15 protein-coding genes are annotated in these 16,006 nt (G+C 71.6%); 13 read left to right on the top strand and 2 right to left on the bottom strand.

Going from position 1 to position 16,006, the window contains the following annotated elements; all coding sequences use genetic code 11:
- The first annotated feature begins 230 nt into the window (after window positions 1-230).
- Window positions 231-551, top strand: coding sequence for a Rieske (2Fe-2S) protein (locus ACZ7G1_RS26165; RefSeq protein ID WP_026058376.1), 321 nt, complete (start codon window positions 231-233; stop codon window positions 549-551).
- Window positions 552-655: 104 nt separating this feature from the next.
- Here ACZ7G1_RS26165 and ACZ7G1_RS26160 read toward each other — a convergent pair whose 3' ends face one another.
- Window positions 656-1,060: a pyridoxamine 5'-phosphate oxidase family protein gene (locus ACZ7G1_RS26160; RefSeq protein WP_470876278.1), complete on the bottom strand. Its 405-nt coding sequence runs from the start codon at window positions 1,058-1,060 to the stop codon at window positions 656-658.
- A 122-nt stretch (window positions 1,061-1,182) separates the two neighbouring features.
- Between ACZ7G1_RS26160 and clpB the strand changes: the two genes are divergently transcribed.
- Window positions 1,183-3,789, top strand: coding sequence for an ATP-dependent chaperone ClpB (gene clpB, locus ACZ7G1_RS26155; RefSeq protein WP_470876276.1), 2,607 nt, complete (start codon window positions 1,183-1,185; stop codon window positions 3,787-3,789).
- 118 nt (window positions 3,790-3,907) lie between these two features.
- Window positions 3,908-4,444, top strand: a complete 537-nt coding sequence (locus tag ACZ7G1_RS26150) for a type III secretion system chaperone family protein (RefSeq protein WP_470876273.1) — start codon at window positions 3,908-3,910, stop codon at window positions 4,442-4,444.
- Between the two features lie 70 nt (window positions 4,445-4,514).
- Here the strand turns inward: ACZ7G1_RS26150 and ACZ7G1_RS26145 are convergent, their stop codons facing one another.
- Entirely contained in the window at window positions 4,515-5,687 is a 1,173-nt protein-coding gene (locus ACZ7G1_RS26145; protein WP_470876271.1) for a pyridoxal phosphate-dependent aminotransferase, read from the bottom strand.
- A 130-nt stretch (window positions 5,688-5,817) separates the two neighbouring features.
- Between ACZ7G1_RS26145 and ACZ7G1_RS26140 the strand changes: the two genes are divergently transcribed.
- The 10 genes from ACZ7G1_RS26140 (at window position 5,818) to ACZ7G1_RS26095 (ending at window position 15,957) form a co-directional block, all read left to right on the top strand.
- Entirely contained in the window at window positions 5,818-6,075 is a 258-nt protein-coding gene (locus tag ACZ7G1_RS26140; protein WP_470876269.1) for a hypothetical protein, read from the top strand.
- A 52-nt stretch (window positions 6,076-6,127) separates the two neighbouring features.
- Window positions 6,128-6,346: a hypothetical protein gene (locus tag ACZ7G1_RS26135; protein ID WP_470876267.1), complete on the top strand. Its 219-nt coding sequence runs from the start codon at window positions 6,128-6,130 to the stop codon at window positions 6,344-6,346.
- A gap of 315 nt (window positions 6,347-6,661) precedes the next feature.
- Window positions 6,662-7,180 carry a DUF2617 family protein gene (locus ACZ7G1_RS26130; RefSeq protein ID WP_470876265.1) on the top strand — a complete coding sequence of 173 codons (519 nt, stop codon included), beginning with the start codon at window positions 6,662-6,664 and terminating at the stop codon, window positions 7,178-7,180.
- Between the two features lie 75 nt (window positions 7,181-7,255).
- The gene (locus tag ACZ7G1_RS26125) at window positions 7,256-8,941 is read left to right on the top strand and encodes a polyamine aminopropyltransferase (RefSeq protein ID WP_470876263.1); all 1,686 of its coding nucleotides are present in this window, start codon (window positions 7,256-7,258) and stop codon (window positions 8,939-8,941) included.
- 138 nt (window positions 8,942-9,079) lie between these two features.
- Window positions 9,080-9,910: an SRPBCC family protein gene (locus ACZ7G1_RS26120; RefSeq protein ID WP_470876261.1), complete on the top strand. Its 831-nt coding sequence runs from the start codon at window positions 9,080-9,082 to the stop codon at window positions 9,908-9,910.
- Between the two features lie 97 nt (window positions 9,911-10,007).
- Window positions 10,008-10,799 carry an aldose epimerase family protein gene (locus ACZ7G1_RS26115; RefSeq protein ID WP_470876259.1) on the top strand — a complete coding sequence of 264 codons (792 nt, stop codon included), beginning with the start codon at window positions 10,008-10,010 and terminating at the stop codon, window positions 10,797-10,799.
- 24 nt (window positions 10,800-10,823) lie between these two features.
- Window positions 10,824-11,372 carry an orotate phosphoribosyltransferase gene (pyrE, locus tag ACZ7G1_RS26110; protein ID WP_470876257.1) on the top strand — a complete coding sequence of 183 codons (549 nt, stop codon included), beginning with the start codon at window positions 10,824-10,826 and terminating at the stop codon, window positions 11,370-11,372.
- A gap of 221 nt (window positions 11,373-11,593) precedes the next feature.
- A complete protein-coding gene (gene fbaA, locus ACZ7G1_RS26105) occupies window positions 11,594-12,616 on the top strand; it encodes a class II fructose-bisphosphate aldolase (RefSeq protein WP_470876255.1) in 1,023 nt (340 codons plus the stop codon).
- Window positions 12,617-12,686: 70 nt separating this feature from the next.
- Window positions 12,687-13,844 (top strand): MalY/PatB family protein, encoded by a 1,158-nt coding sequence (locus tag ACZ7G1_RS26100; RefSeq protein ID WP_470876253.1) that lies wholly within the window; start codon window positions 12,687-12,689, stop codon window positions 13,842-13,844.
- A 115-nt stretch (window positions 13,845-13,959) separates the two neighbouring features.
- Entirely contained in the window at window positions 13,960-15,957 is a 1,998-nt protein-coding gene (locus tag ACZ7G1_RS26095) for an Ig-like domain repeat protein (protein ID WP_470876251.1), read from the top strand.
- Window positions 15,958-16,006: the final 49 nt, after the last annotated feature.

Below are 16,006 nucleotides of genomic sequence, written 5' to 3'. Positions count from 1 at the left end.
GTTGCGGCGGCTGTTCTCGGCGGGCTCGCACTCAACGGCGAACCCTCATGGGAGACCACCCCGGCGCACTCCGTAGTGGCGGAGCCGGGCGAGCCTTCGTGGGAGACCACTCCGGCACACGATGTGCTCGCGTCGCCCAGCGAGCCTGATTGGGATTCCACTCCGGCGCACGATGTGCTCGCGTCGCCCGGCGAGCCGTCTTGGGAGATCCTTCCCAAGGGTGCGGGCGCGTGAGTGTCCCGCCCGACGACCCGAGGTTCCGGCGCGAGATGGCTTCGGCCTACCGCTCCGGATGGCACTTCGTCGACCTCGCCACGGCCATCCCCCACCGTGGCGACTCGCTGAAGGTCACCCTCTTCGGGGAGCCGATCGTCGTCGCACGCGAGCAGGACGAGGACGTCCGTGCTTACCGGTGTCTCCGGCGCCCCCGGGGCGCCCCGCAGCCGATCCGCTGTGCCATCAGGTACGGCATGATCTTCGTCAATCTCGACCAGCGTGACCACCAGCTGATCGAGCCCGAGACCATCACCGCCACCCCCCGCAGTGCCTGAGCGATTCCCCCGTCGTTGTAGATCGCTCCGGCACTTCCCCCACACAGCGGCGCCATCGCGGACCTGAAACGCGATGGCGCCGCTGTGCTGTGCCCGCGCACTTCTCAGGCGCGGCCCATCGCCCGGGTGAGGGCGATCTCGATGACGACCCGGTCCGGGTTGGGGGCCGGCGTGCGGCCGTAGCGCTCGGCGTAGCGGGCGACGGCGTCCGCGACGACCTCGGCCTCGGTGCGGATGTGGGCGATGCCCTCCAGGGTGGCCCAGCGCCCCTTGTCGACCTGGCAGACGGCGACCCGGGCGCCGTCCGCGCCCGCCGCCAGGACGTTGGCGACCTTCCGGCTGTTCTTGTTGGTGATCACCCGCGCGTACCCGCCCTCGGGGTCGTAGGTGACGCCGACCGCCACGACGTGCGGGGTGCCGTCCGGGCGCGGGGTGGTCAGGGTGCTCATGTGGTACTCGCGCCAGAAGCCGGCGTACGAGTCGGAGGGGTTCCGCGGGTCCGTTGCCATGCCCGGAAACTACCCGGCGCGGGGCTCCCTCCGATACCTTGAGCCGTATCGACTCAACTTTGTGTACGCTGGAGAAGTCATAGAAGGAGAGGACCCACGAGAACCCAGGAGGAGCACCGCACGTGGACGCCGAACTGACCAACCGGAGCCGGGACGCGATCAACGCGGCGAGCAGCCGCGCCGTGTCCGAGGGGCACGCCGACCTGACCCCCGCGCACCTGCTGCTCGCGCTGCTGACCGGTCAGGACAACGAGAACATCACCGACCTGCTCGCCGCCGTCGAGGCCGACCAGGCCGTCGTCCGCTCGGGCGCCGAGCGGCTCCTCGCCGCCCTGCCGAGCATCACGGGGTCCACGGTCGCGCCCCCGCAGCCCAACCGCGACTTCCTCGCCGTCATCGCCGACGCCGACAAGCGCGCCAAGGAACTCGGCGACGACTACCTCTCCACCGAGCACCTGCTCATCGCCCTCGCGGCGAAGGGCGGCCAGGCCGGTGAGATCCTCGACCGGCAGGGCGCGAGCGCTTCCAGGCTGCTCGACGCGTTCGAGAAGAGCAGGGGAGGACGCCGGGTGACCACACCCGACCCGGAGGGGCAGTACAAGGCGCTGGAGAAGTTCGGCACGGACTTCACGGCCGCCGCGCGCGAGGGCAAGCTCGACCCGGTCATCGGCCGGGACCACGAGATCCGCCGCGTCGTGCAGGTGCTCTCCCGCCGCACCAAGAACAACCCGGTCCTCATCGGCGAGCCCGGCGTCGGCAAGACCGCCGTCGTCGAGGGCCTCGCCCAGCGGATCGTGAAGGGCGACGTGCCCGAGTCGCTGAAGAACAAGCGGCTGGTCTCGCTCGACCTCGGCGCCATGGTCGCGGGCGCCAAGTACCGCGGCGAGTTCGAGGAGCGCCTCAAGACCGTCCTCTCCGAGATCAAGGAGAGCGACGGCCAGATCATCACCTTCATCGACGAGCTGCACACGGTCGTCGGCGCGGGCGCCGGCGGCGACTCCGCCATGGACGCCGGCAACATGCTGAAGCCGATGCTGGCCCGCGGCGAGCTCCGCATGGTCGGCGCGACCACCCTCGACGAGTACCGCGAGCGCATCGAGAAGGACCCGGCCCTGGAGCGCCGCTTCCAGCAGGTCCTGGTCGCCGAGCCGACGGTCGAGGACACCATCGCGATCCTCCGCGGTCTGAAGGGCCGGTACGAGGCCCACCACAAGGTGCAGATCAACGACTCCGCCCTGGTGGCCGCCGCGACCCTCTCCGACCGGTACATCACCTCCCGCTTCCTCCCCGACAAGGCCATCGACCTCGTCGACGAGGCCGCCTCCCGGCTCCGCATGGAGATCGACTCCTCGCCCGTCGAGATCGACGAGCTCCAGCGCTCCGTCGACCGGCTCCGCATGGAGGAGCTGGCCCTCAAGAACGAGACGGACGCGGCGAGCAAGCAGCGCCTGGAGAAGCTCCGGCGCGACCTCGCCGACCGCGAGGAGGAGCTGCGCGGCCTCACCGCACGCTGGGAGAAGGAGAAGCAGTCCCTCAACCGCGTCGGCGAGCTCAAGGAGCGCCTCGACGAGACCCGCGGCCGCGCCGAGCGCGCCCAGCGCGACGGCGACTTCGACACCGCCTCCAAGCTGCTCTACGGGGAGATCCCGGCCCTGGAGCGGGAGCTGGAGGAGGCGAGCGAGGCCGAGGCCCAGCAGGAGTCCTCCAAGGACACCATGGTCAAGGAGGAAGTCGGCCCCGACGACATCGCGGACGTCGTCGGCGCCTGGACCGGCATCCCCGCCGGCCGCCTCCTGGAGGGCGAGACGCAGAAGCTGCTGCGCATGGAGGACGAGCTCGGCAGGCGCCTGATCGGCCAGTCCGAGGCCGTCCGGGCCGTCTCCGACGCCGTGCGCCGTACCCGCGCCGGGATCGCCGACCCCGACCGGCCCACCGGCTCCTTCCTCTTCCTCGGCCCCACCGGCGTCGGCAAGACCGAGCTGGCGAAGGCGCTCGCGGATTTCCTCTTCGACGACGAGCGGGCCATGATCCGCATCGACATGTCGGAGTACTCCGAGAAGCACTCCGTCGCCCGGCTCGTCGGCGCGCCCCCCGGCTACGTCGGGTACGAGGAGGGCGGCCAGCTCACCGAGGCGGTCCGCCGCCGCCCGTACAGCGTCGTGCTCCTGGACGAGGTGGAGAAGGCCCACCCCGAGGTCTTCGACATCCTGCTCCAGGTCCTCGACGACGGCCGGCTGACCGACGGACAGGGCCGGACGGTGGACTTCCGCAACACCATCCTCATCCTGACCTCGAACCTCGGCAGTCAGTTCTTGAGTGGACACAGCCTGGTCGACCCGGTGACCTCGGACGAGGTGAAGAAGCAGCAGGTCCTGGACGTGGTCAGGGCCAGTTTCAAGCCGGAGTTCCTGAACCGCCTCGACGACCTGGTGGTCTTCTCGGCGCTCGACCGGGCCGAGCTCGGCCGGATCGCCCGGCTCCAGATCGACCGGCTCGCCAAGCGGCTCGCCGACCGGCGGCTCACCCTCGACGTCACCCCGGAGGCCCTGGAGTGGCTCGCCGAGGAGGGCAACGACCCTGCGTACGGGGCCAGGCCCCTGCGCCGCCTCATCCAGACGGCGATCGGCGACCGGCTCGCCAAGGAGATCCTCTCCGGCGAGGTCGTCGACGGCGACACGGTCCGCGTGGACCGGTTCGAGGACGACCTGATCGTCGGCCCGGCCCGCTGAACGCACAGGTGAAGGGGGATGTTCTTGTCAGCCCGCAGCGGATCGGGGCCGACGGGACTCCCCCGAACCCCCCGACATGGGGGAGGATGGCGAGCATCCGTACGAAGGGAAATACACGGTGAGCATCGACCCGTCCTCGATTCCGAATTTCGGGGGCCAGCCCCAGCCTCAGGCCGCAGGACCGGCGGGCCCCGTCGTCCCCGACCAGGACCTCGTGAAGCAGCTCCTCGAGCAGATGGAGCTGAAGTACGTCGTCGACGACGAGGGTGACCTCGCGGCGCCGTGGGAGGAATTCCGCACGTACTTCATGTTCCGCGGCGAGGACGAGCAGCAGGTCTTCTCGGTGCGGACGTTCTACGACCGCCCGCACTCCGCCGACGACCGCGCGAAGGTCCTCGACGCGATCGACGACTGGAACCGCCGCACCCTGTGGCCCAAGGTCTACACCCACCTGCACGAGGAGGAGGACGGCTCCGCCACCCTCCGCCTCATCGGCGAGGCCCAGATGCTGATCGGCACCGGCGTCGCCCTGGAGCACTTCGTGTCCTCCACGGTCAGCTGGGTCCGCGCCTCCATCGAGTTCGACAAGTGGATCGTCGAGCAGTTCGGCCTGGAGACCCCCGAGGACAAGGCCGCGGGCGAGGACGAGGCCTGAGCCTCCCCGCCCCACCGCACAGCCCGAGAGCCCGGCCCCCTTCCGAGGGGGCCGGGCTCTCGGCGTGTCGTCAGCGGGCCAGGGCCTTGAGGCGGGTCACGGCCTCTTCGAGCACCTCGGTCTTCTTGCAGAAGGCGAAGCGGACGAAGGGGGCGCCGGCCTCGCGGTGGTCGTAGAAGACGGCGTTGGGGATGGCGACGACGCCGGCGCGCTCGGGCAGGGAGCGGCAGAAGGCGAAGCCGTCGGTGGCGCCGAGGGGGCGGATGTCGGTGGTGACGAAGTACGTGCCCGCCGGGCGGTAGACCTCGAAGCCGGCCTGGGCGAGGCCCTCGCTCAGCAGGTCCCGCTTGGCCGCCAGGTCGGCGCGCAGGCCGTCGAAGTACGCCGCCGGGAGGCGGAGGGCCTCGGCGACGGCGTACTGGAAGGGGCCGGCGGAGACGTACGTGAGGAACTGCTTGGCCGAGCGGACGGCGGAGGTCAGCTCGGGGCTCGCGGTGATCCAGCCGACCTTCCAGCCGGTGAACGAGAACGTCTTGCCGGCCGAGGAGATGGTGACCGTGCGGTCGCGCATGCCCGGGAGGGTGGCGATCGGGATGTGGGCGGCGTCGTCGAAGACCAGGTGCTCGTAGACCTCGTCGGTGACCACGAGGAGGTCGCGCTCGACGGCGAGCTCCGCGACGGCGGTGAGCTCGGCGCGGGTGAGGACGGTGCCGGTGGGGTTGTGCGGGGTGTTGAGCAGGATGAGGCGGGTGCGGTCGGTGACGGCGGCCCGCAGCTCGTCGAGGTCGAGGACGTAGCGCCCGTCGTGGGGGCGGAGGGTGACGGGGACACGGGTGCCGCCGGCCATCGCGATGCAGGCCGCGTACGAGTCGTAGTACGGCTCCAGGGCGATCACCTCGTCGCCCGGCTCGACGAGGGCGAGCAGCGCCGCCGCGATCGCCTCGGTCGCGCCCGCGGTGACGAGCACCTCCGTGTCGGGGTCGTACGCGAGGCCGTACCGCTCGCGCTGGTGGTCGGCGACGGCCGTGCGCAGCTCGGGGATGCCGGGGCCGGGCGGGTACTGGTTGCCGCGGCCGTCCCGCAGGGCGCGGACGGCGGCCTCCCGGATCTCCTCGGGTCCGTCGGTGTCGGGGAAGCCCTGACCGAGGTTGATCGACCCGGTCCTGGCGGCGAGCGCGGACATCTCGGCGAAGATCGTCGTGCCGAACTCGGCGAGCCGGCGGTTGAGCAGCGGTCGTGTCATGAGGGCCATCCTGAGGGGAAGCTCTGGACTTGCTCAAGTGCGCTTTGACGGGGTCCCGATGAGGGGATCGCCCTGGCATGAACATCGCATTCATCATCCTCGGGATCGCGGCGGTGATCGGGTTCGGGGTGTGGCTCATCGTGAGCGGCATGAGCGGTTCGAGGCGCGCGGGCGGCGGCGGCCGGAGCGGTGGCGGGGACAGCTGGTGGGCCGGTTCGGGCTCCTCCTCGTCGTCGTCCTCCTCTTCTTCCTCTTCCTCCTCCTCGTGCTCCTCGTCCTCGTCGTTCTCCTGCTCCTCCTCGTCGTGTTCGAGCTCGTCCTGCTCGTCTTCCTCGTGCTCCAGCTCCTCGTGCAGCTGAAGCTCTGGATTCGCTCAAGTCCGCTTTGACGGGGGGCCGTAGGGGGCATCCCCCTCGCACAGAAGAACGGGGGTAGCACTGATGGAAGTAGTGATCGTGATCGTGGGGGCACTGGTCGTCATCGGCCTGATCTCCACCGTCCGGGACCGGAGGCGCGGCCGGCGCCGCGGAGGCCGGAAGAGCAGCCACTGGGCCGACGGGAGCAGCGGCGGCGGCTGCGGCGGGGGCGGCAGCTCCTGCGGGTCGAGCTGCGGGGGAGGCGGCGGCTGCGGGGGCGGCTGCGGCGGCGGCGGAAGCTGAGCCGCGCCGGACGGCGACCGCGGTGCGCGCCGCGGTCGCGCGGGCGCTCCGGAGGCACGTGACGTTGGCATTCTGTGCCGACATGTCGATCGATTCTGATTGAACAATTGAACTGTGGGGTCCCCGAAGGGGTTGGAAACCACGGCAAGTTGGGTAAAAACGCTGCGAGTCGCCCGGCGGTCGTGGTTCTCTCGCTCCTGACAGAGACAGCCCTCGGACCGTGTGTGGAACCGAGCCGGCGATCCCCCACTCCCGTTGGACCCTCTCCGGGGCGCCCCCGGCCCACCCGTCAAACCGTGTTTGCGGAGCCGACCCATGCTCACCACCCTGAAAACCACCTACACCGATACGCGCGCGGCCGATCTGGCTTGGGCGCTCGGGCGCGAGCCGCTGCCCGCGCTTGCGGTGCTCGACCTCGAACTCGCGGGCGCCAAGCTTCAGTTGAGACTGCTCGGCGCCTCTCACCAGGTCCTCCTCGAAGAGGAGGGCCGCAGCTGCTCGGAGACCGTCGCCTGCATGCCGGGCAGCAGCACGCCGCTGCCGCTCGGCGTCTCCAAGCGCGTCGGCGAATGGGAGTACGAATTCGCCGCGCGCGTGGAGACGCTCTCGCAGGGTTCCTTCGCCGGACGCGCGCAGGAGCTGCTCGCGCTCGTCGCAGACCACCCCAACGGCCTCGCGGGGACCTTCCCCGGCTCGCCGCACGCCTTCACGGCGATGCTGGCGCAGCGTCACGAGGGCCAGCTGCGGTGGCGCACCTGGCACGCCTACCCGCAGGAGGGGCAGTTGGTGGTGACCAGGACCCGCCTCGCCGCACGTATGCCCGCAACGCTCTGATACGCCCCTCCAGGGCGCCAGGTGCACTCGTGTGGGTGACAAAGGGTCCGTCAGTCGTGACGTAGCGTTACGGTCATGATCGAGCCGACCGTGACCATGCCACCCACGAGGGTGCGACGACCGCCCGCGCGGCGGCCCGTCCGGCCGCGCGAGGCAGTGCGGTTCCCGGTCCTCGCGGTGGTGTTCGTCTGCGCCGCCTGCGGCCTGGTCTACGAACTGGAACTGGTCGCGCTCGCCTCCTACTTGATCGGCGACTCGGTCACCCAGGCCTCCGTCGTGCTCTCCGTCATGGTCTTCGCGATGGGCGTCGGCTCGCTGCTCGCCAAGCGGCTGCGCTGCCGCGCCGCCGTCGGCTTCGGCCTGGTCGAGGCCGGGCTCGCGCTCATCGGTGGCTGCTCGGCGATGGTGCTGTACGCGGCCTTCGCCTGGCTCGGCGAGTCGAGATACGCGCTCGTGGCGTTCTCGCTCGCCATCGGCGTGCTCATCGGCGCCGAGATCCCGCTGCTGATGTCCCTGATACAGCGGGCGGGCCGGTCCGGCAGGACCGGCCGGAAGGCCGCGCTCGGCGACCGACCCGGCGACCAGGACGACGCCGCCGGGACGGTCGCCGACCTCTTCGCCGCCGACTACGTCGGGGCGCTGGTCGGCGGCCTCGCCTTTCCGTTCCTGCTGCTGCCCTGGCTCGGTCAGCTCACCGGCGCGCTCGTCACCGGCGCGGTGAACGCGGTGGCGGGCGGCGGGCTCGTCCTCTGGGTGTTCCGCCGCGACCTGACCCGCCGCTCACGGGCCCTGCTGCTCGCCGTGAACGTCTGCGTCCTGGCCGTCCTCGCCACCGCGACCGTGCTCGTGGACGACTTCGAACAGGCCGCCCGCCGCGCCGTGTACGGGGAGCGGGTGCGGGTCGCCGTCCACACCGAGCTCCAGGAGGTCGTGGTGACGGGCGGCCGCGAAGGACCGCCCGACCTCTTCCTCGACGGCCGCCTCAGAGTCGCCGGCCAGGACGAGTACCGCTACCACGAGGCGCTCGTCCACCCCGCGATGAAGGGCGCGCACGCCCGCGTCCTGATCGTCGGCGGCGGGGACGGCCTGGCCGCCCGGGAGGCCCTGCGCTACCCGGGCGTCCGTGCCGTCACCGTCGTCGAGATCGACCCGGGCGTCGTCCGCCTCGCCCGTACGGACCCCGCCCTCGCCACGCTCAACGCGCAGGCGTTCCGCGACCCGCGCGTCCGGGTGGTCTACGCGGACGCGTTCGGCTGGCTGAGGGCCGCAGCCGATCGTGTGCAGGAACGGTACGACGTGGTCATCTCCGATCTGCCCGACCCCGGCATCACCCCCAGCACCAAGCTCTACTCCGAGGAGTTCTACGGCCTGGTGGCCCGCGTCCTCACCGGCACCGGACGCTTCGCCGTGCACGCCGGATCGGCCGCGGACCGGCCCCGCACCTACTGGACGGTCGACGCCACCCTGCGCGCCGCCGGCTTCGCGACCCGCCCCTACAGCGCGCGCGGCCGCGCCCCCGGCTTCGCCGCCGGACCCGACCGGGCCGACCGCACCAGCGGTACGGGCCGGGGGCCGGACGACTGGGGCTTCCTCCTCGCGGAGCCCGGCGACCGGCCGCCCGTCCTCGGCCTCGCCCCGGACGCGCCCCGGCTGCGCTCGCTCGCCCCGGACACCCTGGCCGCGGCCGCCCGCCGCGCCGAACGCACCAGGGGCACCGCCCCACCCCCGTCCACCCTGGTGCACCCGCGCTACGGCTCCTGAGGGCGGCCGGCGGGAGCGCGCGCCGCGACGGGAGGGCCGGCGCGGGCGCGCGCCGCCCACGGGAGGGCGGGCCGGCCCGGCGCGCGCCCCGCGTCAAACAGGCGACGCCGCGCCCCGGCCTGAGTAGGCTCGGCTTCCATGGAGCATGAGGTGTTCGTTCCCGTCCCGGCCGAGGCCCTGCGCGCGACGCTCACGGACCCGGCCCGGGTGGTGCGCTGCGTTCCCGGCCTCCAGCGCGACGCCGACGCGGCGGCGGGCCCCCTCACGGGACGGCTCAAGGTCCGGGTCGGCGGCAACACCATCACGTACCGCGGCTCCCTGAAGGTCGTCGAGCGGGACGGCGCCATCACCTACGAGGGCCAGGGCACCGAGGCCCGCGGCAAGGGCTCCGCCGAGCTCTCGCTGACCGTCGTCCTCACTCCGGTGGCCGAGGGCACCAGCCTCAGCTTCACCGGCGCCCTCACGGCGGCCGGCCGGCTCGCCGAGGCGACGGACGGGGCGCGGTCCCTGGCCGGCGCCAAGCTGCTCGACAAGTTCGTGGAGGCGCTGGCCGCCCTCGCGGAGGAGCCCTCGGCCGCCGAGGAGTCCGCTGAGGAGTCCGCGGAGGAGTCCGCCGATACGGACGACGACGGAGTCGACGACGGCATCGAGGAGCCGGGCGGGCGCGGTGACGTCGACACCCCCGTCGCGCCGACCTCTCTCGACCCGCTCCTGGACGAGGACTTCGGCGCCACCCCGATCGAGTTCCCCGCCCCGCAGCCCGCCGCCGAGGCCGCCCACGCCCGCCGGACGATGATCGGGCGGAGCGCCGAGGAGGTCGACCACGCCCCGCCGCGCGGCCGGTACGCCCCCGTCCCCGCGCCCGAGGCGACCAGCGCCGGCGCCACCCTGCGCTGGATCGCGCCCGCCGCGGCCCTTGCCCTCGCCTCGGCGGTCGTCGTCGGCCGCGCGCTGCGCCGGCGGCGCTGAGGCCTTTCACGGAGGGCGGCGGCGCTGAGGCCCCACGGAATCCGGCGGCGCTGAGGCCTTCACGGAAGCCGGGGGCGCTGAGGGCTAGGGTCGTGTCGTGACGACGAAGACGCGACTGACGGCGGGCGCCGCCGAGTTGACCATCAACCCCGAGCACGGGTGCCGGATCGAGAGCCTGCGCATCGGCGGCACCGAGCTGCTGCGCCAGGGCGACCGGTACGGCAGCTTCCCGATGGTGCCCTGGTGCGGGCGGACCGAGAACGGCCGCTTCCGCAACGGCGCCACGACCCATCAGCTGCCGGTCAACGCCGCCCCGCACGCCATCCACGGCACCGTCCGCGACGTGGCCTGGAAGACCGCGCGGACCTCCGCCACCGAGGCCGTGTTCACCTGCGAGCTCGGTGACCCGTGGCCGTACAAGGGCCGCGTCACCCAGGTCTTCGAACTGGCCGAGGACTCCCTCACCCTGCGCTTCGGCGTCGAGACCTACGCCGACTCGTTCCCCGCCCAGGCCGGCTGGCACCCCTGGTTCCTGCGCAACCTCGGCCAGGGCGGCCAGGACGTCGAGGTCGACTTCGCCCCCGCCTGGCAGGAGGAGCGCGGCGACGACCACCTCCCCACCGGCCGCCGCATCGAGCCCCTGCCCGGCCCCTGGGACGACTGCTTCGGCATGCCCGGCGGCGTCGACGTCACCCTCACCTGGCCGGGGGAGCTGGAGGTGAAGGTCGCGAGCCGCGCCGAGTGGGTCGTGATCTACGACGAGCCGGCCGAGGCGGTCTGCGTGGAGCCGCAGTCCGGCCCGCCGAACGGCCTCAACACCCACCCGCGTCTCGTCACCCCGATCGACCCGCTGGAGGTCGAGTCCGTCTGGAGCTGGCGGCGACCGTAAAAGACGCCCCTTAAGCTGCTGAGCATGACTGACGTACGCGCTGAGCTGCTCCAGCAGATCAAGGACAAGGCCGTGGTGCACGGCAAGGTGACCCTCTCCTCGGGCCTGGAAGCCGACTACTACGTGGACCTGCGCCGGATCACGCTGGACGGCGCGGCTTCGCCGCTGGTCGGCCAGGTCATGCTCGAACTGACCAAGGACCTGGAATTCGACGCGGTCGGCGGTCTGACGCTGGGCGCCGACCCGGTCGCGACCGCGATGCTGCACGCCTCCGCCGCGCGCGGCGAGCGGCTCGACGCCTTCGTCGTCCGCAAGGCCGCCAAGGCGCACGGGATGCAGCGTCAGGTCGAGGGCCCGGACATCAAGGGCCGTCGCGTCCTGATCGTCGAGGACACCTCCACCACCGGCGGTTCGCCGCTGACCGCCGTCGAGGCGGCTCGCGCGGCGGGCGCCGAGGTCGTCGCGGTCGCCACGATCGTCGACCGCGCGACCGGTGCCGGCGAGAAGATCAGCACCACGGCGGGGGTTCCGTACCTCTTCGCGTTCGCGCTGGACGAGCTCGGTCTGGCGTAACCGCCGCGAAGTCGTGACTTAGGTCCCGGACCCGTGCGATGTCGGGTCTGACCTGCTCTTTTACCGAAGGGCGGAGTGTTTCACGTGAAACACTCCGCCCTTCGTGTCGTCCGGGCCGTGGGAGCTCCGACGAGAGTCTGAAAGGATGGGGGCGACGATGACGTCGCCCCCAGGTCAGGGACAGCAACGCACACACCCCGCACATCACAAGGAGCGGACGAATGCCCATCGCAACCCCCGAGGTCTACAACGAGATGCTCGACCGGGCGAAGGCTGGCAAGTTCGCCTACCCGGCCATCAACGTGACCTCCTCGCAGACCCTGCACGCTGCGCTGCGCGGCTTCGCGGAGGCCGAGAGCGACGGCATCATCCAGATCTCGACCGGCGGAGCCGAGTTCCTGGGCGGTCAGTACAACAAGGACATGGTCACGGGCGCCGTTGCCCTGGCCGAGTTCGCGCACATCGTCGCCGCGAAGTACGACATCACGGTCGCCCTCCACACCGACCACTGCCCGAAGGACAAGCTGGACGGCTACGTCCGTCCGCTGCTCGAGGTCTCCGCCGAGCGCGTCGCCCGTGGCGAGAACCCGCTGTTCCAGTCCCACATGTGGGACGGCTCCGCCGAGACCCTCGCGGACAACCTGGCCATCGGCCAGGAGCTGCTCGCGAAGGCCGCCGCCGCCAAGATCATCCTTGAGGTCGAGATCACCCCGACCGGCGGCGAGGAGGACGGCGTCAGCCACGAGATCAACGACGAGCTGTACACCACCGTCGACGACGCGATCCGCACCGCCGAGGCCCTGGGCCTGGGCGAGAAGGGCCGCTACCTGCTCGCCGCCTCCTTCGGCAACGTGCACGGCGTCTACAAGCCGGGCAACGTCGTCCTCCGTCCCGAGCTCCTCAAGGACCTCCAGGCGGGCGTCGCCGAGAAGTTCGGCAAGGTCAACCCGTTCGACTTCGTCTTCCACGGCGGTTCGGGCTCGACCGCCGAGGAGATCGCCACGGCCCTTGAGAACGGCGTCGTGAAGATGAACCTCGACACCGACACCCAGTACGCCTTCACCCGCCCGGTCGTGGACCACATGTTCCGCAACTACGCCGGTGTCCTGAAGGTCGACGGCGAGGTCGGCGTGAAGTCCACCTACGACCCGCGCACCTGGGGCAAGCTGGCCGAGGCCGGCATGGCCACCCGCGTGACCGAGGCCTGTGCCGCGCTGCGCTCCACCGGCACCAAGCTGAAGTAAGCGTCCGAGCGACGGGCCCGGTACCTCCCGAGGTACCGGGCCCTCGTGCTGCCACGGGAGGGATGACCCGATGTACGACTTCGACCGCGAGATAGACCGACGCGGCACCTGGTCGGTCCAGTGGGACGGCATAGCGGACCGCTTCGGGGTGTCCGACCTGCTCCCCTTCACCATCTCCGACATGGACTTCTCCTCGCCGCCGGAGGTCCTCTCCGCCCTGCGTGAGCGGGTGGACCACGGGGTCTTCGGCTACACGGACTGGCGGATCGGGGAGTTCCGGGACGCGGTCCGGCACTGGTACGCGAGCCGGTACGCCACCGGGATCGACCCCGAGACCCTCGTCTACGCGCCCTCCGTGCTCAGCCAGATCTCCCAGCTGCTCCGGATGTGGAGCGCGCCCGGCGACGGCGTCGTCGTCCACACCCCCACGTACGACGGCTTCCGCAAGGTCGTCACCGGCCTCGGCCGCGAGCTGCGCGGGGTCCCCCTCGGCGACCTCGACGCCCTGGAGCGGGAACTCGCCCGCCCGGACAGCAAGGTCCTGCTGCTCTGTTCCCCGCACAACCCGACCGGCCGGGTGTGGACGGAGGAGGAGCTCACCGCCTTCGCCGAGCTCGCCGAGCGCCACGGAGCGGCGGTCGTCAGCGACGAGATCCACGCGGACCTCACCACCGAGGGCCACCGGCACATCCCGTGGACGCGGATCGCCGCAGCGGGCCGGAACCGCCGCTGGGCGCTCGTCACCTCGGCCACGAAGGCCTTCAACTTCCCCGCGCTCTCCGGCTCGTACGGCATCGTCGGCGACCCGGAGGAGCGCGAGACCTTCGTCCACCGCATGCAGAACGGCGAGGGCCTCGCCTCGCCCGCCGTGCTCTCCATGACCGCCCACATCGCTGCGTACCGGCACGGCGCCGCCTGGCTCGACGAGCTGCGCGGCTATGTCGCGGGCACGATGAAGCTGCTCCAGGAGCGGCTCGCGACCCTGCCGGGCGTCGTCTGGGAGCCCCCGCCGGCCGGCTACCTGGCCTGGATCGACCTGCGTCCGCTCGGCATCGAGGAAGCCCGGCTCCAGGAGGAGCTGGTGACGGTCGAGAAGGTCGCCATCATGCCCGGCGGCGTGTACGGGACTCCCGGCTTCGTCCGGCTCAACGTGGGCTGCCCCCGCGCCAAGGCCGAACGGGGCGTGGACGCGCTGGTGCGGGCGGCGGAGCGACTGCGCCGCGGCTGACGCCGGAGGAGTGCCGGATACCGGGAGGCGCGGTGTCGGAGACGTGTTCTAGTCTTCGTGCACCGTGCCCCGTCTGAGGGGCCGGGGACCATGTTCTCTGGGGGGTCTCCTAATCGTGCGCAAGCGCACTCTCTCCACCGCGACCTCGTTCGCGGTTCTTGTCAGCTCGGCGGCACTGGTCGCCGGCACGGCGGGCCAGGCGGCCGCCGACAGCAGCAAGCTCCTTCCCCTGTCGTCCGTGGGCGACATGCTGGTGGACGGCACCCACCGGAAGATCTTCATCAGCGACCCGTACACCGGCAAGGTCGTCGCGACGGACTACGCCGGCACCGTGCTCGGCACCGTCACCGACCTGCCCGGCGTCACCGGGCTCGCGCTCTCCGCCGACGCGTCGAGCGTGTACGCCGCCGTCCCGGGGGCCGACGTGGTCGTCGCCCTGGACGCGGACACGGTGACCGAGAAGGCCCGGTACGCCACCGGCGACGGCACCGACCCGAAGTTCGTCGCGGCCGCGGGCGGCCGGATCTGGTTCGGCTACGGCACCGACTACGACGGTGACATCGGCTCCATCGACACCTCGGGCGAGCAGCCCGTGGTGGCCCTGGGCCAGGACGCGGACATCAACTACTCGGGTGCGCCGAGGCTGGTCGCCTCGCCCACGGACCCGAACGCCCTCGCGGCCGTGTCCTCGTACTACCACTCGTTCCGGATCGGCGCCTACGACGTGAGCACGGGCGCGGCGGTCCGCACCGCGCGCTCGGCCGACTCCGAGACGGGCAGCGGCGGCATGGTCGGCGACCTCGCCTACACCCAGGACGGCAGCCGGCTGATCACGGCCACCGCCGGCAACCAGCACCGCGTCTGGCAGGTCTCCGACCTCGCCCAGGTGGGCACCTACCAGAGCGACTACCACGGCGCGGCCGTGGCCGTCGCCCCCGACGGCACCGTCGCGGCGGGCTCCGACTCCTCGTACGGCCCGGACGTCTTCGTCTACCGGCCGGGCGAGACGACGGCCGTGCGCCAGTACGACTTCCCCAACACCGGGAGCTACAGCTCCGGCGACGGCCTCGCCGACAGCGCTCTCGCCTGGGAGCCGGGCGGCAGCCGCCTGTTCGCGGTGACGGAGGCCAGCAGCGGCGACAGCATCCGGCTGAACGTCCTGTCCGAGCCCACCAAGTCGGTGCCGACCGTCACCGTGAAGGTGCCGGCCACCACGACCGTGCTCAAGGCGGTCACCGTCTCCGGCACGGTCGCGTCGACGCTGAAGCTGCCGGCGGGCACGCCGCTGACGGTGACGCGGTACGACGTGGAGTACCCGAAGGGCAAGGCGCTCGGGACGCGGACGCTCGGGGCGAACGGCACGTTCTCGTTCCCCGACACCCCGACGGCGGCCGGGAACGTCACCTACCGGGTGACGTACGCGGGTGACGCCACGCACGCGGGCGCCAGCGGCACCGCGGTCGTCAAGGTGTCGCCGTTCAAGACGTACATCGCGCTGGACCGGAACAACCAGACGGTCAACTACGGCACCAACGTCACGTACACGGCCACCCTCGGCTGGACGTATCGCAACCGGGTCGTGGAGATCTGGGCCGACCCGTACGGCGCCGAGCCGAAGCGGCTCCTGAAGCGCGGCACGGTGAACTCGGCGGGCAAGCTGTCGGTCACCACGAAGATGACCCGCGACACCTGGGTGACCGCGATCTTCGCCGGTGACACCCGCTCCGGCTGGGCCAAGGCCGGTTCCACGGTGTACACGAAGGCGGGTCTGACGACCTCGCTGTCCCGCCACTACAAGTGGTCCAAGATCGGCACCATCTGGTACCAGACGTACCACCAGTCCACCGACGTGCTGATCACCGCGTGGAACAACCCGTACCCGGGCCGCAAGACCAAGGTCGAGCTCCAGGTCTGGTACGCGGGTGCCTGGCGCACCGGTGCCGAGGACTACGTCTCGCTGAACAGCGGCGGCATGGCGTACGTCAACCTCGACGCCAACGGCGCCGAGGGTGTCCGCGCCCGTGTCCGCACGGCGTACGTGGACACCACGTCCGGCGACAACGTGAACACGACGAACTACGGCGGCTGGAAGTACTTCAACGTCACCCGCTGACCCGTCGCGCACCAGGGCCCCGTCCGCCGATTCCCCGGATTCGGTGGGC

It is taken from the genome of Streptomyces sp. NPDC037273 (assembly GCF_055603625.1).
This window is presented reverse-complemented; position numbering and strand designations above follow the sequence as displayed.